Origin of the sequence: Rhodococcoides fascians A44A (genome assembly GCF_000760735.1) — a bacterium.
Classification (GTDB): Bacteria; Actinomycetota; Actinomycetes; order Mycobacteriales; family Mycobacteriaceae; genus Rhodococcoides; species Rhodococcoides fascians_E.
Window position 1 is genome coordinate 2397044 of record NZ_JMEX01000008.1, and the last position, 23099, is coordinate 2420142.

Annotated in this window: 20 protein-coding genes and 1 pseudogene; 18 read left to right on the forward strand and 3 right to left on the reverse strand. The window is 64.6% G+C overall.

What is annotated here, in order from left to right:
• The first annotated feature begins 37 nt into the window (after window positions 1-37).
• From BH95_RS23530 to rho, 4 genes and pseudogenes are all read left to right on the forward strand, one after another.
• Complete coding sequence (locus tag BH95_RS23530) at window positions 38-1030, forward strand: alpha/beta hydrolase (RefSeq protein WP_033189090.1); 993 nt, start codon at window positions 38-40, stop codon at window positions 1028-1030.
• 78 nt (window positions 1031-1108) lie between these two features.
• On the forward strand, window positions 1109-1513 hold the full coding sequence (locus tag BH95_RS23535) for a hypothetical protein (protein ID WP_230593838.1): 405 nt from the start codon (window positions 1109-1111) through the stop codon (window positions 1511-1513).
• 76 nt (window positions 1514-1589) lie between these two features.
• Window positions 1590-3029 (forward strand): amidohydrolase family protein, encoded by a 1440-nt coding sequence (locus tag BH95_RS23540; RefSeq protein WP_037184506.1) that lies wholly within the window; start codon window positions 1590-1592, stop codon window positions 3027-3029.
• A 178-nt stretch (window positions 3030-3207) separates the two neighbouring features.
• Window positions 3208-4323: pseudogene (gene rho / locus BH95_RS23545) on the forward strand (transcription termination factor Rho); the annotation flags it as partial.
• A gap of 119 nt (window positions 4324-4442) precedes the next feature.
• On the opposite strand, the gene BH95_RS23550 reads toward rho, so the two are convergent.
• Both BH95_RS23550 and BH95_RS23555 read right to left on the reverse strand, forming a co-directional pair.
• Window positions 4443-4826 carry an STAS domain-containing protein gene (locus BH95_RS23550; protein WP_019663918.1) on the reverse strand — a complete coding sequence of 128 codons (384 nt, stop codon included), beginning with the start codon at window positions 4824-4826 and terminating at the stop codon, window positions 4443-4445.
• Window positions 4827-4940: 114 nt separating this feature from the next.
• Window positions 4941-6086 carry a PLP-dependent cysteine synthase family protein gene (locus tag BH95_RS23555; RefSeq protein WP_033189093.1) on the reverse strand — a complete coding sequence of 382 codons (1146 nt, stop codon included), beginning with the start codon at window positions 6084-6086 and terminating at the stop codon, window positions 4941-4943.
• 265 nt (window positions 6087-6351) lie between these two features.
• Here BH95_RS23555 and BH95_RS23560 point away from each other — a divergent pair, with 265 nt between their 5' ends.
• Genes BH95_RS23560 through BH95_RS23595 form a run of 8 tightly spaced genes read left to right on the forward strand, consistent with a single transcriptional unit; the run spans window position 6352 to window position 15791 of the window.
• Window positions 6352-8004, forward strand: a complete 1653-nt coding sequence (locus BH95_RS23560) for an ABC transporter substrate-binding protein (RefSeq protein WP_037184512.1) — start codon at window positions 6352-6354, stop codon at window positions 8002-8004.
• Window positions 8005-8017: 13 nt separating this feature from the next.
• On the forward strand, window positions 8018-8965 hold the full coding sequence (locus tag BH95_RS23565) for an ABC transporter permease (RefSeq protein ID WP_037184515.1): 948 nt from the start codon (window positions 8018-8020) through the stop codon (window positions 8963-8965).
• Window positions 8962-9825: an ABC transporter permease gene (locus BH95_RS23570; protein WP_020110689.1), complete on the forward strand. Its 864-nt coding sequence runs from the start codon at window positions 8962-8964 to the stop codon at window positions 9823-9825. Before BH95_RS23565 ends, BH95_RS23570 begins: the two co-directional genes overlap by 4 nt.
• A 1-nt stretch (window position 9826) precedes the next feature.
• The gene (locus BH95_RS23575) at window positions 9827-11500 is read left to right on the forward strand and encodes an ABC transporter ATP-binding protein (RefSeq protein ID WP_037184518.1); all 1674 of its coding nucleotides are present in this window, start codon (window positions 9827-9829) and stop codon (window positions 11498-11500) included.
• Window positions 11497-12426 (forward strand): TauD/TfdA dioxygenase family protein, encoded by a 930-nt coding sequence (locus BH95_RS23580; protein ID WP_037184521.1) that lies wholly within the window; start codon window positions 11497-11499, stop codon window positions 12424-12426. The genes BH95_RS23575 and BH95_RS23580 overlap by 4 nt, the downstream gene beginning before the upstream one ends.
• Complete coding sequence (locus BH95_RS23585) at window positions 12423-13667, forward strand: NtaA/DmoA family FMN-dependent monooxygenase (protein ID WP_037184524.1); 1245 nt, start codon at window positions 12423-12425, stop codon at window positions 13665-13667. The genes BH95_RS23580 and BH95_RS23585 overlap by 4 nt, the downstream gene beginning before the upstream one ends.
• A 35-nt stretch (window positions 13668-13702) precedes the next feature.
• Complete coding sequence (locus BH95_RS23590; RefSeq protein ID WP_037184528.1) at window positions 13703-14701, forward strand: aldo/keto reductase; 999 nt, start codon at window positions 13703-13705, stop codon at window positions 14699-14701.
• 34 nt (window positions 14702-14735) lie between these two features.
• Window positions 14736-15791: an LLM class flavin-dependent oxidoreductase gene (locus BH95_RS23595; RefSeq protein WP_037184531.1), complete on the forward strand. Its 1056-nt coding sequence runs from the start codon at window positions 14736-14738 to the stop codon at window positions 15789-15791.
• On the opposite strand, the gene BH95_RS23600 is transcribed toward BH95_RS23595, so the two are convergent.
• Window positions 15788-16876 (reverse strand): acyl-CoA dehydrogenase family protein, encoded by a 1089-nt coding sequence (locus BH95_RS23600; protein ID WP_037184534.1) that lies wholly within the window; start codon window positions 16874-16876, stop codon window positions 15788-15790. The two genes, BH95_RS23595 and BH95_RS23600, sit on opposite strands and share 4 nt — an antisense overlap.
• Before the next feature lie 248 nt (window positions 16877-17124).
• On the opposite strand from BH95_RS23600, the gene BH95_RS23605 reads away from it, so the two are divergent.
• The 6 genes from BH95_RS23605 to BH95_RS23630 are packed head-to-tail and all read left to right on the forward strand — an operon-like array spanning window position 17125 to window position 23030.
• Entirely contained in the window at window positions 17125-18222 is a 1098-nt protein-coding gene (locus BH95_RS23605) for an ABC transporter substrate-binding protein (RefSeq protein WP_033189100.1), read from the forward strand.
• Window positions 18223-18251: 29 nt separating this feature from the next.
• A complete protein-coding gene (locus tag BH95_RS23610; RefSeq protein WP_019663906.1) occupies window positions 18252-19097 on the forward strand; it encodes an ABC transporter ATP-binding protein in 846 nt (281 codons plus the stop codon).
• Entirely contained in the window at window positions 19078-19908 is an 831-nt protein-coding gene (locus BH95_RS23615) for an ABC transporter permease (RefSeq protein ID WP_019663905.1), read from the forward strand. The genes BH95_RS23610 and BH95_RS23615 overlap by 20 nt, the downstream gene beginning before the upstream one ends.
• Entirely contained in the window at window positions 19905-20801 is an 897-nt protein-coding gene (locus tag BH95_RS23620; RefSeq protein ID WP_037184537.1) for a MetQ/NlpA family ABC transporter substrate-binding protein, read from the forward strand. Before BH95_RS23615 ends, BH95_RS23620 begins: the two co-directional genes overlap by 4 nt.
• Before the next feature lie 14 nt (window positions 20802-20815).
• On the forward strand, window positions 20816-21511 hold the full coding sequence (locus tag BH95_RS23625) for a YcnI family copper-binding membrane protein (RefSeq protein ID WP_037184540.1): 696 nt from the start codon (window positions 20816-20818) through the stop codon (window positions 21509-21511).
• Window positions 21495-23030, forward strand: coding sequence for a copper resistance CopC/CopD family protein (locus tag BH95_RS23630; protein ID WP_037184543.1), 1536 nt, complete (start codon window positions 21495-21497; stop codon window positions 23028-23030). Before BH95_RS23625 ends, BH95_RS23630 begins: the two co-directional genes overlap by 17 nt.
• Window positions 23031-23099: the final 69 nt, after the last annotated feature.

Below are 23099 nucleotides of genomic sequence, written 5' to 3' on the forward strand. Positions count from 1 at the left end.
GGCTCAGGACCGGCCGGGAACTGGAATCGACTTCGAGATGAAGCTTTCTTCACTACGCGCCGCTGCACTCATCGCGGCAGGCACTCTGGCAATGACCGCACTCGGCGGCGTCGCGACGGCCGAGCCCGCGAAGGCGCCTGCAGTCTCGTCGATCGACAAGGACGGGCGGAACTGGAACCTTCAGGTCTACTCCGCCGCGATGAACAAAGACATCACCGTCGAGGTTCAGCGCCCTCTGGACGAGTCCACGCCCGCCCCCAACGCCTACCTGCTCAGCGGCCTCGACGCAGGCGAAGGATCGGCGAGCTGGCAGCAGCAGACCGACGCGCTCGAGTTCTTCTCCGACAAGCACGTCAACCTCGTGCTCCCCATCGGCGGCAAGGGCAGCTACTACGCGGACTGGAAGCAGGAAGACCCGGTCCTCGGCGTCAACAAGTGGCAGACCTTCCTCACCGAGGAACTGCCTCCCCTGCTCGACGAGACCCTGGGCTCCACCGGCAAGAACTCGATCGCCGGTGTCTCCACCTCCGGTACCTCGGTTCTGCAGCTCGCCGAAGCCAAGCCCGGCCTGTACGGCGCCGTCGCCGCGTACAGCGGATGCGCACAGATCGCCGATCCCATCGGCCGCCAGTTCGTGAAGTTCTCCGTCGAGACATGGAAGGGTGGCAACACCATCAACATGTACGGCCCGGACAACGACCCGGCGTGGGTCGAGAACGACCCGGTCGTCAACGCCGAGAAGCTCCGCGGCACCGAGCTGTACATCTCCAGCGGCAACGGCAACCCCCAGCCCGAGGACATCCGCTACTACACCGAGGGCAACGGACCTCAGGGTGTCATCAACCTCGGTCTCGGCATCGTCATCGAAGGCGCCACCAACTTCTGCTCGCACAACCTGAAGAACAAGCTGGACTCCATCGGAATCCCGGCGACGTACCAGTTCCCGCCGGTCGGCACGCACTACTGGCCGTACTGGGAGCAGGCTCTGAAGGACTCGTGGCCGGTGCTCGCCAAGGGCATGGGAATCTGATTTCCCTCGACTCGGGATTGCCCCCGACCCGTCATGGGTCGGGGGCAATTTTGTGCCCGAATGCGGCAAGGTGAAGGTGTGAAGAAGTTCGTCACCGCAGCGGTGCTGCTGATGCTCGGCGCAGCAGGGCTGTTCAACGGCATCGCCCTGGTCTCCGATCCCGACGGCGGCACCCTGGGCCTGAGCGTCGACATGCTCCCCGAATGGCACACCTGGGACTACCGATACGCAGGTGCCTTCGTGCTCGTAGCCCTCGGAATCGCACCCCTGGTGTGTGCGGCGGCCGTGATCGTCGACATCCCCGGTGCACGTGTCTTCGCCGGCGTCGTCGGCATCGTCGCCGTCGGGTGGACGCTCTGGCAGTACCTCGTTCTCGACATCTGGGCGCCCCGTGCGTACACAGGATTGACGCTGCTCGGAATACTGCTCGCCGTCGGCGGAGTCGACGCGATGGTGCGAGGGAGGCGTCGGGCCGAGCGGTGAGACGGGTTTACGGGCACTTTCTGGTGGATATGTCCATATTGATTTGTAAGGACATTCATACCTAGAGAGGGCGATCATGTCGGGAGTTTCGCGGAGAACAGCACTACTGGGTGGGCTGGCGGCCGCGGTCGGCGGATCGACAGCCCTGGCCTCCTGCGCGCGGGCACAGACGAACGAGACGCAGACCGATCAAGCGAAGTCCGGTGCGGTGTTGATCCGCAACGCACGCGCGGTCCTGACGATGGACCCGAGCGTCGGAGATTCGAGCGTCGGAGAGTCGAACGTCGGTGAGTTGAACAATGTAGACATCCTGATCGAATCCGGGCGCATCGCGCAGATCGGCGCGGGGCTGCAGCAGGACGGCGCCGACGAGATCGACGCATCCGGATCGATCGTCATGCCCGGGCTGGTCGACACGCATTGGCACATGTGGAACTCCATCGCCCGAGGCTTCGGGCAGACGTCGAAGGGCGGATTCGCACCGTCCATGGCGTCGATCTCGCCGTTGTTCACTCCGTCGGACAGTGCCCTCGGAGTTCGGCTGGCACTGGCCGAAGCCGTGTCGGCGGGAATCACCACTGTCCACAACTGGGCCCACAACGTCCGAAGCCCCGAGCACGCCGAAGCCGAGGCTCAGGCCATGACCGAGTCCGGAGTGCGCGGGCGATTCGCCTACGGATACCCGCAGGATCTCGGCGCCGATCAGCCGATGGATCTGGACCATCTACGCTCCTGGTCATCCGATTTCCCGGACGGGCTCATCTCCCTCGGTATCTGCGCGCGCGGCCCTGATCGGTCCGAAGATGCTGTGTGGCAGCAAGAATGGGACGTCGCACGTTCCCTCGGACTTCCCATCACGACGCACATGGCGTCCGACGCTGCCGCCGCGGCGCTCGGCGGGATCGCCAAGCTGGACGCCAGGGGAGGGCTGGGACCCGACGTGCAGCTGGTTCACCTGACCGCCGCGACACCGGCCGATCTCGAGACCATCGCACGGACACGAACGGCGGTGTCGATCAGCCCGTGGACGGAGCTGCAGGTGGGCTACGGGCTCCCTCCCATTGCGGCCCTTCTGGATTCGGGAGTGACGCTGGGGCTTTCGGTGGACAACACGGTACTGTCCGGCACCGCCGACATGTTCGAGGTGATGAAGCTGACGGCCGACCTCCCCGGCGGAATGCAGACGAAACAGGGCACCGTCACCGACGCGAGCGTCCTCGACTGGGCCACGGCCACAGGCGCACGGTCCATCGGATTCGGCGACTCAGCCGGTGTACTGGCAGTGGGTCGACCGGCGGACATCATCTTGGTGGACGCCGATGCCCTGAACACCGCCCCGATGTACGACGCGACCAGCCTCGTAGTCCGAGCGGCCCGGCCGTCGAACGTGTCGTTCGTCATGATCGACGGGGTCGTCCACAAGCGTGACCACGAATTGGTCAGGGTCGACACCGAGGCACTTCTGTCCGAGTCCGACCAGGCGATTCGCACCCTGCGTGACCGGGCAGGTTTCTGAGGGGGTTGTGGAACCCGGAGTGCTGATGTAGCTTGGCGGTAGTTCTCCGCCGACCGATACGGTCCGCGTCGAGGACCTATCGGGGGAAATTCTAGTTTCCCGCTCACATCGCGTTTCGCGCGAATCTCGGAAGTAGAGACTCATGACCACAGCACACGCCACACCTGTATCGAATGCGGTGTCGGAATCGGAATTACGCCCGGTCTCCGGCATCGTCGACATCCACGGCAACACAGCCATTCTACGGACCACCGGCTACCTGCCAGGACCCATCGACGTTCAGATACCGTCGAACATCCTGCGCCAGAAAGGGTTACGTACAGGCGATCTCGTCACCGGCGCCGCACGTGCACCGGAGAAAACACGCCAGAAGTTCGACGCACTCGTTCGCGTCGACGACATCAACGGCCGAGACGCTGGGGAGAAGCGCCCGAAGTTCGAGGCTTTGACCCCGCTGTACCCCAACCAGCGCCTGCGGCTCGAAACCACTCCCAACCGCCTGTCCACCCGCATCGTCGACCTCGTGATGCCCATCGGCAAAGGTCAACGCGCGCTTGTCCAGTCACCGCCGAAAGCGGGTAAGACCACAATGGTCAAGGACATCGCCGCCGCCATCGCGCTCAACCATCCCGAGTGCCATCTCATGGTGGTCCTCGTCGACGAACGCCCGGAAGAAGTGACCGACATGATGCGGTCGGTGAAGGGCGAAGTGATCGCGTCGACGTTCGACAGGCCGCCGACGGACCACACGGCCGTCGCCGAACTGGCAATCGAGCGAGCCAAGCGTCTCGTCGAAAGCGGTGAAGACGTTGTGGTGCTGCTGGATTCCATCACCCGGCTCGGGCGCGCCCACAACAACTCCTCGCCCGCGTCGGGCCGGATTCTCTCCGGAGGAATCGACTCCACAGCGCTCTATCCGCCGAAACGTTTCCTCGGTGCCGCCCGCAACATCGAGAACGGTGGCTCGCTCACCATCATCGCAACAGCCCTCGTCGAAACCGGCTCCCAAGGTGACACAGTCATTTTCGAGGAATTCAAGGGCACCGGTAACGCCGACCTCAAACTCGATCGCAAGATCGCCGAACGAAGAATCTTCCCAGCCATCGACGTCAACCCGTCGGGAACCAGGAAAGACGAACTACTGATGTCGGCCGAGGAATACTCGGCCGTACAGAAAGTCCGACACCTGCTCAGCGGCCTCGACTCGCAGCAGGCAATCGAACTACTGGTCACGCAACTCGCGAAAACCCGGTCCAACCACGAATTTCTCACGCGTGCAGTCACTGCTCGCTAGATGCGGTCAGTTCTGCCCCGGAGAGTTCTTCGCTTCCAGGAACATCTGCAGAAACGATGTACCCGGCGTTGTACTCGGTTGCTCGTCGCGTTCCTCGGGCCCGGTGTCGTCGTTGCCTGTCATCGCTGCGACTCCTGCGGGTCGAGGCTGTCGACGATGAGGTGGCCGGCGCCGAGGACGTCGAGGATCATGCGCACGGGCCTGGTCGGCGCGAAGATGCGAACCTCGGCGGTGGATGCCGTGACCGCGTCGACGATGACGCTGGCGGCTCCGGAGTAGATGAACGTGACAGCCGACAGGTCGACGCGGACGTCCGAGTGCTCGGAAGTGAGCTCCTCGATGCTGTCCATCAAGGGCAAGCGTGCGGTCATGTCCAGCTCGCCGGTGGCTCGGAGCACCGCGAAGTCGGAGGAGTAGGACTCGGTGTCGATCGTGAACCGAGGAGCGTGCTCCTGTGGGTCGGAAGCAAGGTCGACGGACAGTGGATGTGCTGCAGTGATCATGTTCTCTGCCTTCGCGTCGTGAGTTCGTCGAGGTCAACTCTCGCAGCAGAAGGTCTCGTAGCCGTAAATCGTTCCATCACGGTGCCATCACCGAGTGATAACGAAACGATAACGTCAGTAGGTGGGCGCCAAATGGGCCAGGTCGGCGGCCAGTTCCCGACCCTCGTCTCGCACGTCGACGACGTCGGAGTACCCCTCGTCGGCGGGAGTCGGCAGTCCCCGCTCGGTCAGCCACGCGTCGTCGAACAGCTTGCCCAGGTATCCCCGACCCGAGTCGATGAGCAACGAGACGACCGTGTCCGTCGCCCGCAGATCGCGCGCCAACTCGACCGTCGCAGCCGCCACCGTTCCCGAGGATATCCCGACGAGCAGCCCATGGTTGCGGGCCAGCGCCCGAGCGCTGCGGAAGCTGGCGGCGTCGTCGATCCGGATGATGCGGTCGACGATGTCGGTGTCGTACGTGGTCGGCCAGTCGCCGTCGGGCATCGCGCGGCCCGCACCCTCCACGTAGTACGGAGTGACCTCGCCCGAATAGGCCGATCCGACGGGATCGGCTCCGATGATCTGGACCCGGCCGTCGGATACTTCCTTCAGGTAACGCCCTGTGCCACTGATGGTTCCACCGGTTCCGATGTTGGCCACGAAGTGGGTGATCCGGCCTTCCGTCTGCTCCCACAGTTCCGGGCCCGTCCCGCGGAAGTGCGCGGCGGGATTGGCAGGGTTGTCGTACTGCGCCGAGGTCCACGCATTCGGCACCTGCTCCACCAGACGCGTCACGATGGTACGGGCGTTTCGAGGATGGCCGAGCGGATACTGGGCGCTGGTCAGGACGATCTCCGCACCGAACGCACGAAGAACCGAAATCTTCTCCGGCGACACCTTGTCCGCCACCACCAGGATGGTTCGGTACCCCTTGGCGGCCGCGATCATCGCAAGACCGGCGCCGGTGTTGCCCGACGTCGCGTCGATGATCACAGAATCGGGGGTCAACGCACCCTCGCGCTCGGCATGTTCGATCATCGACGCCGCGATTCTGTCCTTGGCCGATCCTCCGGGATTGACGAACTCGACCTTGCCCAGAAGTGTTGCCTCGGTGCTGGATCCCAGTCTTCCCAGGTCCACCAGAGGTGTGTTTCCGATGAGGCCCAGGACGGATTCCGACGGTGCTGTCGTGATCACCTGGTCCGCTACGAGATCCGTGATGTCGTCCACCTCCATGACGTTCGAGGCCGAGCTGGTCGACGCTGCGACAACGGCCATCGCACAACGTAACCCCTTCGATCACGGAATTCACGAGTTCCACTCAGCATGATTCCAGAGCGTGTAACGCTCACCATGATTTCATCCCTTGCCTTCGGACGGTCGCGGCGAACGTGCAGGTAGGAGGCCCGAATTCGCATCGTTAAGTTGTAATTGACCATTTCGGTAGATGAACTTCGTTGGTATTCGCGGCGACGGACCCCACACTGAGTGCGTTCCCCCGGCGATGCCACGAATCATCCTGAAAGGGCCAGAAATTCCTCACATGACTCACGAATTCGATCGACGCCGCTTCCTCGGTTTCGGGGCTGCGCTGGTCGGTACCGGGTTTCTGGCTGCATGCGGCGGCGCCACCACTCCGACCGGGAGTGCTGCGGCATCGGGTTCCCCGACACCCGGCGGTACCGTCACGTACCTCAACGAGAAGTTGATCGACGGGTACCAGCAGCAGAGCACCGGATCCTGGCATGTGGCGCAGGTGTGGAACCAAGTGGTGGAGAGGCTGTTCTACTACGACGCCGACGGCGTGTTCCGTCCGCACCTGGCAACAGGATTCACCGAGAACGACGACCGCACCCAGTTCGGCCTGACCATCAGGCAGGGCGTCACCTTCTCCAACGGCGAGAAGCTCGACGCCGCCGCGGTGGCGTCGAACCTGAACCTGTTGGGCACGGGAGACAAGGGGCGAGGAGTCCCGAGAGCCGCGTACTTCCCGCCCAGTTACGACGTAGCGGAGGCGACGGGTGAGTACGACGTGACGATCCGCCTGACCGAACCGTTCGGTGACTTCATCCAGAAACTCGGGGCGTGGACGACCGTCGGAATTCTTGCCCCCGCGACGATCGACGCCGGCCTCGCCGATCAGTCCGATCTGAGCAAGATCTTCGGCACCGGGCCGTTCGTCGTCGAATCATGGCTCCCGAGCAAGGAGGTGGTGCTACGCCGCCGAGAGGACTACTCCTGGCCGCGCAGTGATACCGCGCACGACGGCCCGGCCTACCTCGAGAAGATCACCGTGCAGCAGGTGATCGAACCCTCGCTGCGCGGAGGATCGCTCCAGGCAGGCCAGGTGGACATCATCCACTACGTCCAACCGACCGAGGAGCCGTTCGTCACCGACGGATTCACCCTCATCGCACCGACGTTCTTCGGCAGCGTCTGGGGTCTTCAACTCCGCCTGACCGCAGCACATCTCGACGACATCCGAGTGCGTAGAGCGCTCACCCACGGCGTCGACCGCGCCGACATCATCGCCACCAACTACCCGAGTGGCGCATGGACCGAAGCGAAGTCGACGTTCAACGAGATCGTGCCAGGGACATTGGATCTGCGCGACAGATTCGCGTACGACCCCGACCTGTCGAACCGTCTGCTCGACGAGGCGGGGTGGACGGACCGCAACAGCGACGGATACCGCGTCAAGGACGGCGAGCAGCTCAGCCTGCTGATCTACCCCTCGGTGTTCATCACCACCTCCGAGGCCGACCTGCAGTTGGTCGCCCAGCACTGGCGCCGGATCGGGGTTCGGCTCGAGATCAAGGGCACCGACTTCTCCAACTACAACACCGTGACGGCCCAGCCGGACGTGCCGCTGTACGAGAACCACTGGCTTGCAGGCAGTCAGAGCGAGATGTGGCGGTGGTGGCACAGCTCGCAAGCCAATCAGTTCAAGACCCCGGGCGAGGAACTCGACGGCCTGCTCACCACGCTGGTGCAGGCGACATCGGAGCCCGCTCGCATCGACGCGTCCAAGGCGGTGCAGGAATACGTGATCGACAACGCCCTGTACATACCGATCCACGAGTTCCGTCAGACCTGGGGCGCCGCGAACCACCTGAAGGACCTGAGTGTCGACGGTCTCGGGCTGATCAACTTCTACGACGCCTGGATCGACGAGTCGAACCGGCGAACGACGTAAGGACTTCATTCTCTTGTCTCACACGACGCGGTACGCGCTCTCGAGAATCGGGCAGGCTCTGCTGACGGTGTTTCTCGTCTACATCGTGGTGTTCGTCATCGTCACGTTGCTGCCGGGCGATCCCGTGTCCGGCAGGCTGAGCAACCCCGAATACGGATACACCGCCGACGAAATCTCCGAGATGCTCGTCTACTTCAAACTGGACCGCCCGGCCTGGGAGCAGCTGTGGGTGGCGCTGGAACGACTGCTGCACGGTGATCTAGGCCTGTCGTATGCATCCAACCTTCCGGTGTCGACGCTGTTGTGGTCGGGAGTTCCGTCCACCCTGCAGCTCGCGGGCACGGCGTTCGTCATCGCGATCGTGTTCGCAGCCGCCGTCGCCGTCGGCGCGTTCTTCCTGCCGACGAGATTCGGCGGCGGGGTACTTCGAGCATTCCCGTCGCTGTTCCTGTCGCTGCCCAACTTCCTGATCGGGCTCGTCGTCATCAACGTGTTCTCCTTCCAGCTCGGACTGTTCGTACTCAGCGACTTCCGCAGCGTGGACTCGCTGATCTACCCGGCCGTCACCCTCGCCATCCCGGCGTCGGCGCCGATCGCACAGGTGTTCATCAGCGCGCTGGACACCGCGCGGTCCGAGCAGTACGCCACCGTCGCCGTCTCCAAGGGAATCGGCAGATTCGAATTGCTGACCAGGCACCTGCTGCCCAACGCGGCGCTGCCGACCTTGACGATCACCGCGATCATCGTCGGCGATCTGTTGGGCGGGTCGATCATCACCGAAGCGATCTTCGGCCGAAACGGCGTCGGCAGCGTCGTCGAGAAAGCCGTCGGCGAGCAGGACGTGCCGGTGTTGCAGGCGGCCGTGGTACTCGCGGCGGTGCTGTTCCTCGCGATCAACCTCGTCGTCGACCTCGTGTATCCTGTCCTGGACCCGCGCCTGCGTCGGACGGTGACGGCATGAGCATCCTCGACCGCCCACGCACCGCCACCGTCACGGGAGCGGTTGCCGTGCTCGGATCCGCCACCAAGGCACGCAACGGCTACACCGTCGCCGCGCTGCTGTTCGTCCTGCTGATCGCGGCATGGGCGATCGCACCCGGCCTGTTCACCAGCCAGGACCCATACCTCGGGACCACCGCGGACAAGTTCCTGCCGCCGTCCTGGAGCCACCTGTTCGGCACCGACCAACTGGGCCGCGACATTCTTACCCGCGTCATCCACGGCACTCGGTCGGCCGTACTCACCGCATTGCTCGCGGTGGCCATCGGATCGGTCGCGGGCAGCATCGTCGGGCTCGTCGCCGGATTCTTCGGGCGCGGCGTCGACGCCGTCCTCGGCCGCGTGATCGACACCTTGCTCGCGATCCCCGGCTTCCTGCTGGCCGTCATCGTCGTCGTCTCACTCGGGTTCGCGAGCGTCAATGCCGCCATCGCCGTGGGTATCTCGTCGATCGCCGTGTTCGCCCGGCTCATCCGTTCCGAAACGCTCCGAGTGAAGAACTCGGCCTTCGTCGAATCCTCGAAGCTGATCGGCGGAGGCACGCTGACGGTCCTGTTCCAACACGTACTCCCGAACGTGTATCGATCGGTGCTGGCGCTGGCAGTCCTGCAGTTCGGGCTCGCCATCATCAACGTGTCCGCCCTCGCGTTTCTCGGCTACGGCAACCCGCCACCCAGCCCGGACTGGGGACTGTTGGTGGCCGAGGGGAAGGACTTCTTCTACCGGTACCCCTGGTTCGTCTACGCCCCGGGCGTCGTGATGGTGGCGTCGGTGCTCGCTCTCCAGCAACTCAGCAAGTCCATCGGAAACAAGGACAGGTGACATGACGGCAACGGCGGAACTGCGCGAGAACGCCCACTCGATCTCGGACCCGGCACCACTGCTGGCCGTCCGTGATCTCGCGGTAGCGTACGACGGCAACCTGAATCACCCGACGGTCTCGGGTGTCTCGTTCGACGTTCGAGCCGGAAGCACGGTGGCGATCGTCGGCGAATCGGGATCCGGCAAGTCGACGGTCGTCGGCGCCGTTCTGAAACTTCTCGGCGACCGCGTTGCCGTCGGTGGGACGGTCGAGTTCGGAGAGCGGGACATCCTGCGGCTGCGGGAGCGCGACTTTCGACGAATCCGCGGACGGCGCATCGGGTTCGTGCCGCAGGATCCCACGGCGTCGCTCAATCCGGTCCGGCGGATCGATCGCCAGATATTCGAGGCGTTCCGATCCTCCGGCCTCCCGGAATACGCACAGCCGAGGAACTTCCACGATCAGGCTGTCGCACTGCTGGATTCGGTGGGGATCCCGACGCCGGAGCGGGCGCTGCACTCGTACCCGCACCAACTGTCCGGCGGTCAACTGCAGCGCGTGCTCATCGGTATCGCGATCTCGCAGCGACCTGCGTTGATCGTCGCGGACGAACCGACGTCGGCGCTCGACGTCACCATCCAGAAGACGATCCTGGACCTGATCGATCGGTTGAAAACCGAGCGGGACCTGTCGGTTCTGCTCATCACCCACGATCTGTCACTCGCCGCCGAGCGCGCGGACACCGTCGTGGTGCTGAACCGAGGCAGAGTCGAAGAGTCCGGAACGTCGGCGGAGGTCCTGGCCGATCCGAAGTCCACGTACGCACGGAACCTGATCGGCGACATTCCCAGCATCGACCCCGATCGATTCGCAGTGGCGAAGGCCGAACGCGCCCAGCCTGATACCGAACCCGCCCTGTCGGTCGTCGACATCCACAAGGCCTTCGACGTCGGTCGGCACCGCATTCAAGCTCTCGACGGTGTGTCCTTCGAGATCCCGGCAGGCCGGACGCACGCACTCGTCGGCGAATCGGGTTCCGGCAAGTCGACCCTGGCCAGGCTCGTCCTGCGACTGGAGGAACCGGACGCCGGACAGATAGTCGTGGCCGGACAGGACATCTCCCACCTCGGTACACGTGGACTGCGTGATGCCCGCAGGTACCTGCAGCTGGTGTACCAGAACCCTTTCCACTCGCTCGACCCGACGTATTCCGTGGAGCAACTCGTGGCGGAACCGCTCGTGCGGTACAAGATCGGTTCACGAACCGAGCGGAGGGAACGCGCGGTCGAAGTACTCGATCTCGTCGGACTGGACCAGACGTTCCTGCGCCGAAGAATACGCGCGCTGTCCGGAGGCCAACGACAACGAGTCGCCATCGCCCGGGCACTGAGCCTGAGCCCGAAAGTACTGGTGCTCGACGAACCGACGTCCGCGCTCGACGTCACCGTGCAGGCACAGATCCTGCAGGTGTTGATCGAGCTACAGGTCAGGCTCGGCGTCAGCTACCTGTTCATCTCGCACGACCTGTCCGTCGTACGCCAGCTGTCGGACACGGTCACCGTCCTGCACCGCGGAGTCGTCCAGGAAGCAGGCCGCACCGAGGACGTGTTCTCGGCGCCCGCCAGCGAGTACACCCGAAAGCTCGTCCGATCGATCCCCACCTGGGAGCCCAACGAAAAAGGAGACACAGCATGACCGCTTCACCGGACACAGCCGTAGGCCTGGACGTCGTTCCCGTCGCCGGTTACATCGGCGCTCAGATCACCGGCGTCGACCTCCGTGACGACCTCGACGACGCCACCGTCGCCGAGATCCAGGGCGCCTTGAACCAGTACAAGGTCGTGTTCTTCCGCGACCAGCAGATCGGGCACGCCGAGCAGGTCGCGTTCGCCCGCAAGTTCGGCAAGGTCACCCCGGCTCATCCGCACGAGGAGAACCCGCCGGAAGGATTCCCGGAGATCCTGCCGATCGACAGCAGGCGCTACGACAAAAACCTGGGCCGCAAACGCACGTCCTACGACCACAGCTGGCACACCGACGTCACCGCCCTGATCAACCCGCCGGCAGCGTCGATCCTGCGGGCGGACATCCTCCCGCCCTACGGCGGTGACACCGCCTGGGCCAACCTCGTCGCCGCGTACGAGAACCTACCGAAGGAACTGCGGAACTTCGTCGACACACTCGACATCAAGCACCAGTTCCAGGCACGAGCAGCCGCCGGCAGCCAGCGCGACCGAAAGATCAACGAAGCCAACCTCGTCGCCTACCACCCGGCTGTTCGAGTCCACCCACTGACCGGCGAGCGTGCGCTGTTCGTCAGCCCCGGATTCACTCGCGGCGCACGCGAAATCCGCGGATTCACCCCGGACCAGAGCGAGCGGCTGCTCGAGTTGCTGTGGGCCGAGGCGTCGAAGACCGAGTACACGGTCCGATTCCAGTGGAAGCCCGGCAGTGTCGCGTTCTGGGACAACCGCGCAACCGCTCACCTCGCGATCGCCGACGCCGGGCACCTCGGTCACGACCGAGTGCTCTACCGCGTCACGCTCGAAGGGGACGTACCGGTGGGTGTCGACGGACGACAGTCCGAGGCAGTCTCGGGAGAGCCGTTCCACGGCGCATGAGCCGGTACCTGCGCTTCACCACCAATCTCATCCCGGGCGCTCTGCAAGGGCCGGGCGCGACGCATCCGTTCGTCGACATCGACGACTTCGTCCGCTCGGCTCGACTCGCCGAGCAGGCGAGGCTCGACGCGGTGTTCTTCGCCGACTCGCAGGGCATTCCGCCCGGCGGGCGCGGCTTCGCGTACCTGGATCCGCTGACAGTGCTGCCGGCGCTTGCCCGGGAGACCGAGCACGTCGGTCTCGTCGCGACGGCGTCGACGACCTACTCGACGCCGTACGCGCTGGCTCGGTCGATTCTGTCGCTCGACCACATCTCCCACGGCCGAGCCGGGTGGAACATCATCACCACGATGGACCCGACCGTCGCGCGGAATTTCGGCGGCGGCGAACCACCGCCGCGGGAGGAACGGTACCGTCGGGCCGACGAATTCACCGAGGTGGTTCTGGCGCTCTGGGATTCGTGGCGCGACGAGGTCACCGAGGACTGGGACCTGGAGAATCTCCGACGAGAGCCCATCGACCACGTCGGCGAATTCTTCTCCGTCGCAGGCCCGTTGCAACTACCGCGTTCCCGGCAGGGCAGACCGGTGCTGTTCCAGGCGGGTGGGTCCGATCGAGGAATCGAGACCGCAGCTCGATTCGCCGACGCGGTGTTCTCGGTGGGCCTCACGGAAGACGCGTCCCGGGACTACCGCGAGCGACTGAACAAGGAGACCCGTAACACCCGCGGTGGATCCGAGGGCGTCCTCGTTCTGCCCGGCATCTTCTTCTCCGTCGGAAGTACCACGAACGAGGTGGATCGCCTGCTGCACGACGCCGAGAACGCACTCGACGGAACGGATGCGCTGCACCGCTTCGCCTCCAGATTCGACCTCGACCCGGACGAGATCGACCTCGACGGACCGGTACCACCCCAGGTGGCGGTCACCGACAACACACGATCGATCGGCTTCGCCCAGGGCGGAGCCGATTTCGCCCGCAGCAACCGCGACCTCACGCTCCGCCGATTCATCGTCCTCGGCGGAGGCGGTCATCGCCGGGTCTTCGGCACCCCGGAGTCCATCACCGACGACCTGATCGGGTGGACGGAGCGCGGAGCGGCCGACGGGTTCACGGTATTCGTGGAGTCGTTGCCGCAGTTCGCCGACCACATCGTTCCGTTGCTGTGGGAACGCGGAGTACACCGCCGCGAATACTCCGGAACCACGCTGCGAGACAACTTCGCACAACACACAGGCTGACATCGCGACCGATCGACAACAAACAAGGAGAAGACATGACGGACACATCTACACGACAGCTCGGCACCGACGGACCAGTGGTCTCGCCGACAGGCGTCGGCTTCATGAGCTTCCGCACCGGCTCCGGCCCCGAGGACCTACGTGCCGCCACCGACGTCGTGGATGCGGCACTGGACTCCGGCATCACGTTCTTCGACACCGCCGACGTGTACGGACCCGAACACAGCGAGATCCTGCTCGGCAAAGCGCTGCAGGGTCGACGCGACAAGGTGGTCCTCGCAACCAAGTTCGGCAACCCACTCGACCGGGAGACCAATCCGAACGCGAAAATCGACGGCAGCCCCGAGTATGTCCGGACCGCCATCGACGCGTCACTGCGACGTCTGGAAGTCGACCACGTCGACCTCTACTACCTCCACCGCGTGGATCCGACGGTCCCCATCGAGGACACCGTCGGCGCGCTGAAGGAACTCGTCGACGCCGGCAAGATCAGCCACATCGGACTGTCCGAGGCAGGACCGAACACCATCCGCCGCGCTCACGCCGTACACCCGATCGCAGCGATTCAGAGCGAGTGGTCACTGTTCAGCCGGGACATCGAGACATCCACCGTGCCCGTCGCGCGAGAACTGGGCATCGCGCTGGTGCCCTTCTCCCCGCTGGGACGCGCGTGGTTGACCGGCGCAGTGCACACCAAAGAGGACATCAAGGGCAGGTTGGTGGACCACCCCCGCTTCGCCGACGAGAACTTCCAGACCAACAAAGCCCTCGCCGACGAGGTGGTCGCGGTCGCAGCCGATCTCGGTGTGAAACCGTCGCAGGTGGCGTTGGCGTGGATTCTCGGACGCGGCGACGACGTCGTGCCCATTCCTGGAACGCGGCACGCCGAGTACGTCCGCGAGAACGCGGGTGCGCTGGCGGTCACGTTGACGGCGGATCAGGAAGCCAGGCTCGCGAAGCTGGCCGATCAGGTGGCGGGGCATCGCTCGATTCAGCCGGAGAACCTGGGCACCGAAGCGCCCCTTCCTTCCTGACACCCACGCGCACGACGAAACGGAGAACCTTCACGTGAGCCGCGAATTCCTCTGGTACATCCCCAACACGACCTCACCAGGCCACCGAGGCGACGACACCGTCGACGGCTGGGGGACGCTCGAATTCTCCGTCGAGCAGGCTCTCCTCGCCGAAAAGCACGGCTGGGGAGGAGCATTGATCGGAACGGGATGGGGGAGGCCGGACACCTTCACCGTCGCCACCGCTCTCGCGGCGCGGACCGAGAACTTCACCCCGCTCATCGCGATCCGGCCCGGGTACTGGCAGCCCGCTCACTTCGCGAGCGCAGCAGCGACGCTCTACTCGCTGACCCGAGGTCGGGTGTTCGTCAACATCGTCAGTGGCACCGACGATCTGGGAGCCTACGGCGACGGAGAATTCGACAAGTCACGACGGTACGACCGCACGCGGGAATTCCTGAAGATCGTGCGCACGTTGTGGGCCGAGGAGAACGTCAGCATCGACGGCGAGTTCTGGCAGGTGGAGAACTCGACCGTCGTTCCCCGGCTGCCCGACGGCGGCCGACCCCGGCTGTACTTCGGTGGCGCGTCGGCGGCCGCGGAGGAAGTCTCGGCCGCCGAGGCCGACGTTCAACTCTTCTGGGGTGAGCCGCTCGACGGCGTCGCCGAACGCATCGACCGCCTGAAGGTGCTGAGCGACAAAGTGGGACGAGAACACGAACCACTGCAGTTCGGTATTCGCGTCACCACTCTGATCCGTGACACCGCCGAGGAAGCGTGGCGGGACGCGGAAGCCAAGGTGGCGCAGATGGCGGGCCGGAAAGATCCGCTGCGCCCGGCCAATCCTCGGGACGCCACCGGACAGCAGCGGCTTCTGGACCTCGCGGAACGAGGCGATGTTCTCGACACCAACCTCTACACCGCGCCCGGGAGGCACGGCGGAGGCGGAGCCGGAACCACCTGGCTCGTCGGAACGGCAGCAGAAGTCGCGGCGGCCCTGGAGCGCTACGCGGACCTTGGCGTCAGCCACTTCGTGCTGTCCGACACCCCCTACGCCCGAGAGGTCGCGCGCATCGGCGACCAGCTGCTGCCACTACTCACAAGGGGCTAGCGGGTGTAACGCTGGAAATGAGCCGCCCGGACGGCCGGGGCGAGCCCGCGTACCTGGAGGAACTGAGCTGCGCGGGCTCGTACTTGCGCGATGTCGTCCTCGAGCAGCCCGACGCCACCGCGTGCCACAACACCCGCGGTCGTGGCTCGGACGGCGATCTCGTCGAGGACCACGCGCCAGTGCGGATCCGGTAGCGGAGTCGCGTACGCGAGCTCCAATTCGTCGGAGATGGCGGCCAACGATCGGTCGTCGGGGAACAGTGCCGCCGCGTCGTCGAGTGCAGCCCTGGCGAGACCGTAGGGACCCACCGGCGGATACGTCGTCACGGTGGCGGGGTCGACCGTCGGATCGAGCTGAAGCGCCCGTCGCGCGTCCAGGCCGAGCACTCCGTCGCGCGCTTTCCACTCCGCGACCGGAACTACCTCGGACACGAACTCGTCCGGCAGAAATACATCCTCGAACGTCAGTGTGGCAGTCCGCGAGCCGAACACGGCCGTCAGTCTCGACACTCGGCCGGAGACGCCGGGCTGGTCGAGCGGCGCGATACCGAACACGTAGTCCTCGCGGGCCTCGTCGACAGCGCCGAGCCAGACCACGTCGGTGAGTCCCCAGCCGGAGTGCCAGCCGATCACCCCATCGATGCGATATCCGCCGGGCACCTTGCGGGCTATCGTTCCTCGGCGCTGCGGCCAGGATCGGACGTGACCCATCCCGGCTCCACCGATCAGCGCTCCGGTCGCCAATTGCGGTAGCAGGGCGAGTGTCTCGGGCGTCCCGGCCTTGATGGCCGGTACGACGGGTGCACCGTGTTGGGTGACGATGGTGGCCGTCGACGGGTCCGCGCCGAAGAGAAGTTCCTCCGCTGCGTTCTGCACCTCCCGTGGAACATCGAGACCTCCGTATTCGGCCGGAACGAACCACCGGTAGTACCCGACCTCCCGCAACGCCTCGATGTGCGATCTCGGCACCTCGGTGCGGTCGATCTCCACCGCACGAGGCGCGATGACCTCCTCGACGAGGCGGGCGAACTCACGATATACCGGATGGGTTCTCGGGTCTGTTGTTACTTCGGTGGCGGTGGTCATCGACAACCTTTCGAATCGAATGCGTACTACAGCCAAAGTAATTCAGTCGAAGGTTCCGAATGACAATTCGAATCTTCGGGATTTCAGAAAACCGTACAGAATTACTTCATCCGAATTTCGACCTGCAATCACGATGAATCTATTCATGGTGGTCGGGATGCACAGTTGTCTATGGTTCCTCCAATCCGACATACGTGCACGAGAGGAAATGTCTTGAGCAGCTCCACAACACATCAGCGGACATCGGCATGAGAATCCGTTCCATCCAGAAATTGGTGCCGATCATCGCCGCACTCGTCGCCGCGCCACTATTGGCCGGATGCACCAGCTCCGCCGACGACGGAGCCGTCACCTTCCGGTTCGCCAACTCACCCACTGCGCTGTCCCTCGTTCGCATCGCCGACGAACTCGGCTACTGGGACGACGCCGGAGTCAAGCCCGAATACGTCGGCCCCGCAACGGCCGTCCCTGCCGTGCAACTCCTCGACCAGGGCGCCATCGACATCGCCACCGGCATGTTCAACAACGACATCGACGGCAAGGTCAAAGGATTCGAGTTCACGGCCATCGCGTCGAGCATGCTCGATCTGCCCGAAGAACCGCACATGTCGTACTTCACCCAGGCGGGCTCGGACATCACGCGAGACAACCTGAAAGCGATCGAGGGCAAAACCGTCGGGCTCTCGGGTTTCAACAGCTGCACCGACCTCGTCCTGAAGCGGTACCTGCTGAAGAACGGTGTGGACCTGGACAAGGTCAACTTCCTCGAACTCAAGAACGAGTTGATCGCACCGGCCATCGAGCGCGGAGAAGTGGACCTCGGTGTCTTCCACCCACCGCTCATCGGAGTTCTGCTCAGCCAGCCGGACAAGTTCACCCAGGCGTTCACCTCCTACGAGGACTGGGGTCCGCTCGGTGGCCAAGCCCCGTACGTGGCCAGCAACAAATGGTTGAAGGAAAACCCCGACGCTGCACGCGCATTCGTCGGTGTCATCGCCCGCACGGCGAACTGGGCCAACGCACACCCCAAGGAGTCCGCCGAGATCGCAGGCAAGACCACCGGCTACCCCGTCGAGCAGACCACCAACTGGCATTACGCACCGAATGCATTGCTCGACAAAGCAAGCCTGCAACTGTGGTGGGACCTGGTCGAAGAAGTCGGAACACCGCTGCCGGGCTCGGAGCACCTGAAGCCCGAGGACATCGCCACCAACGCGTTCAACCCGTACGCCACGTCGGCCGACCTGATCGAGTCCCAGGACTTCAACACCGAAATCGTCACCGAGGAACAGAACGACGGAATCTTCAAGACCCACTTGGTCGACATCGAGGGACTCGAAGAATGACCACCACGGATCGGAACAGGTGAACTGCCATGAGTCAACAACTGCTCGACGGCGCACGCAGCGCGACGAACAACACGACACACGCCAAGATCGAAGCCAAGCGGGTGGTCAAGCTGTACCCCACGCCGGGGACACGGCGTGGGACCACGACCGTGCTCGACGGTTTCGACCTACGGATCGAGAGCGGCGAATTCGTGTCCCTGCTCGGACCGAGTGGATGCGGAAAGTCGACGTACCTCAACATCCTTGCCGGCCTGGAGTCCTACAACGGTGGCGCCGTCCTGATCGACGGCAAGCGCGTCGACGGCGTCGACAAGAACGTGGGCGTCGTCTTCCAGGGATACGCACTGTTCCCGTGGCTGACCGCGCAGAAGAACGTCGAGGTCGGCCTGAAGATCCGCGGTGTGCCCAAGGCCGAGAGAAGGGCGCGTGCCGCGGAAGTACTGAAGACCGTCGGGCTCGAATCCGCCGCCGACCGGCTGCCCCACCAGCTGTCCGGAGGTATGCGTCAGCGCGTCGCGATCGCCCGCGTGCTCGCGTACGAACCGGAGATACTCGTGTTCGACGAACCGTTCGCGGCCCTCGACGCGCAAACCCGTGAATTCCTGCAGGGCGAGCTACTGCGCATCTGGGAGTCGGGCGAGAAGAAGAAGACGGTCCTGTTCGTGACCCACTCGATCGACGAGGCGGTCTTCCTGTCCGACCGCATCGCCGTCATGACCAAATCTCCCGGCCGGGTGAAGGACATCATCGACGTCGATCTGCCACGCCACCGCGACAATGCGATCCGCAGCTCCGAGGAGTTCGTGCACGTTCGCTCCCGCGTCGCCCGAGTCCTGGAAGACGAGGTGAACAATGTCCTCGGCGCTCGATGAGCAGGAGGAGGTGACGACGCCTCCCAAAGGAAGAAATCCCTTCCTCGACAAGTACGACCGGTTCGTCTACGGCGCGATCGGACTGGTCGGATTTCTCGTCGTCTGGTGGGCTGTCGTCGATTTCGGTTACGTCTCCGACCTCTACCTGTCCAAGCCGCTCGACGTGTTCTCGGCGTTCGTCGACGGCCTGGTCGACGGCACCCTGACGTCGGAGATCTGGCCGAGCGTGCAGCGCGCACTCGTCGGGTTCGCGTTCGCGTTGGTAGGGGGTATCGCGCTCGGCATCCTCGTCGGCTCGGTGAAGATCTTCCAGAAGCTCACCGAGCCGGTGCTGCTGTTCTTCCGCAACCTGTCGCTGCTGGCGTTGCTGCCGGTGTTCGTCGTCTTCCTCGGCATCGGTGAGGAATCGAAGATCGCCATCGTCTTCTGGGCGTGCTTCTGGCCGATCTTCATCACCGCCGTCGGCGCAGTGTCGAGCGTCGAACGGATCCTGCTGAATGCAGCACGCACGCTCGGTGCAGGACGGGTGTACATCTTCACCCAGGTCGTGCTGCCCGCCGCCATTCCCGGCATCTTCCCCGGCATCAGGTTGGCCGCTGCGAACGCGTTTACGGCGCTCGTCGCGGCCGAACTCGTCGGCGGTGCACAAGGCATCGGCATCTACATCAACAACGCGGCACTCCGCTACCAAACTCCGCAGATGTACGCAGGCATCCTCACTCTCGGCCTGATCGGCATTCTGGTCAACGCCGTCATGACCGGCGTCGAGTGGAAGGTGACCGGATGGCAACGAGGACTCACGAGTAGATGAGATACCGAACAACACTGGTAGCACTCGTCATTCCGCTGCTGGTCGCGTGCGGTTCGAACATTCGGATCGACGACGGTTCGGCCGGCACCGACACACTGACGGTGTACGTCGGTGTCGGTAACGACCGCGAGATCCTGCAGTACGCGGCCGACACTCTGCTACCCGACCTTCGGCTCCAACTGATCGATGCCGACGAGCACTCCAATTCCAAGGTGGCGGCCGGGGAGGGAGATCTGTCGTACTACCAGCACATTCCGGCGTTCGAGGCGGACCAGCAGGAGAACGGCCTGGACGCGCTGAGCATCGTATCCAAGGTCAATGTCGTTCCCTACGGGCTGTACTCGTCGAAATGGAAGGACCTCGCCGACACCGCCGACTGGCTGAACGTCGACCTCGTCGAGGACCAGGTCACCGGTAGTAGCCTGCCGCACGGCTCCAAGGTGGTCCTGCCGAACACCGCGACCGGCTTCGCCCGCGGACTCTACTTGCTGCAGAGCGCCGGACTGACGCAGCTGGACCGACCCTTCGGCGGCACCACCGTGCAGGACCTGACCGTCACGGAAGCGAACGTGGTGGACTCGCTGCGGCACCTGTCCCTGCTACCGCTCGAGTACGGCGAATTCGTCGACGGGTTGTACGACAACTACGACGCCGTCGTCCTGACCCCGAAGCAGGCAGAGTCCATCGGACTCGACCCGGCGACCGACGCACTCGCCGTCGAACCAGGACCCGAGAATCCGTACGCACACGTCGTCGTCGCCCCGTCCCGTCTCGCAGGCGACGAACGGGTGCTCGAACTGACGCACGCGCTCGAAAGCCCCGAAACCGCACAGTTCCTCGAATCGAAATACCACGGCGCGAACATCCCTGTGACTGCCGCACACACCAACTGACGAGAGAGAAGACGATGACCCATTCCTTGCGCCGGGCAGGTGCCGTCACGACGACGGCAGCGGTGGCACTCCTCGCGTTCGCGGCACCCGCGGCAGCACACGTACGGACAGACGGTGATCCGGTTCCCCAGGGCGGCTACGGCATCGTCCGACTGATCGTGCCGGGAGAATCGGCCACGGCATCGACCGTCGGGCTGACAGTGACGCTGCCGGACGGCGTCGACCTGACGTCGGCGCGCACCCTTCCCGTCCCCGGGTGGACGGCGACCGTGGAGCGTGAAGGTGGCGACACCGGCCGCGTCGCCAGGATCAGCTGGACGGTCACCGACCCCGCAGGCGGATACGGCGTCGACGAATTCCGTGACTTCTCGTTCTCCGGCGGACCGTGGCCGGACGACGTCGACTCCATCGCACTGCCGTCGGACCAGGCCTACTCGGACGGCTCGGTCGTGTCCTGGAACGAGGTCGCCGTCGACGACGCCAGCGAACCCGAGCACCCCGCACCCGAGGTCGCGTTGGTGGCGGCGTCGGACGCGCACAGCCACGGCGACGGACACGGGGACACCGCGTCGGCCCGGCACGAGGACACCGAAACCGATGGCACCACCTGGGTGTGGCCGACCGTCTCGGTGGTGAGCCTGGTGCTCGCCGTAGCCGCGATCGCCGGGTTGGGACTGGTGGTGCGGCGGGGTCATGGCGCGAGTTCGTGACCTCGGCATCGTGCTCGTGGTGCTCGCCGCCGGGCTACTGCTCGGCAGCGGGACCGCGTCCGCACACGCAAGTCTGATCTCGACGACTCCGACCACCGGAACGCACGTCGACGACGCCCCGAGCGAGCTGACTCTGCAGCTGAACGAACCCGTCACCCTCATCGAGGGGTCGGCGCAGCTGATCGACGGGGACGGAAAGACATTCGACTTCTCCGACGTACGCGTGGACGACGGTCGACGCCGAATCGTCCTCGTCCCCGCCGTCACCGTCCAGGACGGTGCGTACCTGGCCACGGCTCGCGTCGTCTCGGCCGACACACACGTGGTGTCGTTGTCGATCCAGTTCACCGTCGGATCGGTGACTCAGCAGGGAAAATTCGACGCAGGGGAGTCCGGCGGTGGCGTCGAACAATACCTGAACTACCCGGCCAAAACCCTTGCCTATTTGGGCTTGGTGGCCACTGCGGGTGTTCTGCTGTCCTCGTTGCTCGTGTGGAGATCAGCGGTGGGTACGACCCGTTTTCGGGTGGTGTACCGAATCGGTGCTCTCGCAGTGGCTCTCGGACTGGCAGGCAGACTGTTCGTACTCGTCGCGCAACAATCCGGGGGAGCACGAGAGATCTCGACCGCCGGACTCGGTACTGTGCTCGTCACGCCGCACGGTTCGGCCTTGCTTGTGGCAGTGGGATTGTCGATGGTTGCGGCCGGAATCGGTCGCACCCCGATCGTGTTCGGTCTCGTGTACGCCGGCGCGGCGATTCTCGCCGTGACTCTCAGCGGCCACGGCGGCTCTGCCGGAGGATGGCCGTGGGCGTTCCTGGCGACGCTCCTGCACGTCTACGGCATGACGGTGTGGCTGGGCGGCCTCGCGGTGATGCTGCTCGTACTGCGTGCGGCACCCCGACTGCAGCGATGGCACCGCATCGCGACGGTGCACGTCGGACTCGTGGTCGTTGCGGGCCTCGGTCTGTCGCTGCTGCAGGTCCAGCCGCTGCCGGCGCTGTGGAGGACGTCGTACGGAGCAGTGTTGCTGGCCAAAGTTCTCGCAGTCGCGTTCGTCGTCGGCCTCGGACATCTGGCGTACCGACGATTCCGACGCCGGACCCTTCTCGTGGAAACCGCAGTGGCCGTGACGGTTCTGGCCCTGACCTCGATCCTGTCCTCGCACACGCCGGCCAAGGACGTGTACACGACGAACATCGCCACCACCCTCGACTTCGGTTCTTCGGATGTCCTCGACATCGGAATCGACTCGATCAGGCGAGGACCCCAGCAGCTCACCGTCACGTACGAAGGTGCGGGGGCTTCCGACGTCGGCGTCAGCGCCGACCTGTCCTCGGTGGACGCCAACGTCGCCCGATTGCCCGTCGAACTCACCGAACCTGTGCACGACGGTGACCGAACCATCTGGCGCAGCGAGCACCTGGTCGTCCCAGCGCCGGGGGAGTGGAAGGTTTCCATCCGATTCTCAGGCCTGGACGGCCCCAAAGTCGCATCGTTCTTCTACGACGCGATGTAACCCGAGTTTGTCAATATATTCGTTCAGTCTGATTCCGACGTGAGCCGATGTCCGAAATGAGATGGTTCG

Coding starts and splice junctions, on each gene's coding strand:
- BH95_RS23530 (WP_033189090.1), top strand. CDS start 38: ATGAAGCTTTCTTCACTACGCGCCGCTGCACTCATCGCGGCAGGCACT.
- BH95_RS23540 (WP_037184506.1), top strand. CDS start 1,590: ATGTCGGGAGTTTCGCGGAGAACAGCACTACTGGGTGGGCTGGCGGCC.
- BH95_RS23550 (WP_019663918.1), bottom strand. CDS start 4,826: ATGATCACTGCAGCACATCCACTGTCCGTCGACCTTGCTTCCGACCCA.
- BH95_RS23555 (WP_033189093.1), bottom strand. CDS start 6,086: ATGGCCGTTGTCGCAGCGTCGACCAGCTCGGCCTCGAACGTCATGGAG.
- BH95_RS23560 (WP_037184512.1), top strand. CDS start 6,352: ATGACTCACGAATTCGATCGACGCCGCTTCCTCGGTTTCGGGGCTGCG.
- BH95_RS23570 (WP_020110689.1), top strand. CDS start 8,962: ATGAGCATCCTCGACCGCCCACGCACCGCCACCGTCACGGGAGCGGTT.
- BH95_RS23575 (WP_037184518.1), top strand. CDS start 9,827: ATGACGGCAACGGCGGAACTGCGCGAGAACGCCCACTCGATCTCGGAC.
- BH95_RS23580 (WP_037184521.1), top strand. CDS start 11,497: ATGACCGCTTCACCGGACACAGCCGTAGGCCTGGACGTCGTTCCCGTC.
- BH95_RS23585 (WP_037184524.1), top strand. CDS start 12,423: ATGAGCCGGTACCTGCGCTTCACCACCAATCTCATCCCGGGCGCTCTG.
- BH95_RS23590 (WP_037184528.1), top strand. CDS start 13,703: ATGACGGACACATCTACACGACAGCTCGGCACCGACGGACCAGTGGTC.
- BH95_RS23600 (WP_037184534.1), bottom strand. CDS start 16,876: ATGACCACCGCCACCGAAGTAACAACAGACCCGAGAACCCATCCGGTA.
- BH95_RS23605 (WP_033189100.1), top strand. CDS start 17,125: ATGAGAATCCGTTCCATCCAGAAATTGGTGCCGATCATCGCCGCACTC.
- BH95_RS23610 (WP_019663906.1), top strand. CDS start 18,252: ATGAGTCAACAACTGCTCGACGGCGCACGCAGCGCGACGAACAACACG.
- BH95_RS23615 (WP_019663905.1), top strand. CDS start 19,078: ATGTCCTCGGCGCTCGATGAGCAGGAGGAGGTGACGACGCCTCCCAAA.
- BH95_RS23620 (WP_037184537.1), top strand. CDS start 19,905: ATGAGATACCGAACAACACTGGTAGCACTCGTCATTCCGCTGCTGGTC.
- BH95_RS23625 (WP_037184540.1), top strand. CDS start 20,816: ATGACCCATTCCTTGCGCCGGGCAGGTGCCGTCACGACGACGGCAGCG.
- BH95_RS23630 (WP_037184543.1), top strand. CDS start 21,495: ATGGCGCGAGTTCGTGACCTCGGCATCGTGCTCGTGGTGCTCGCCGCC.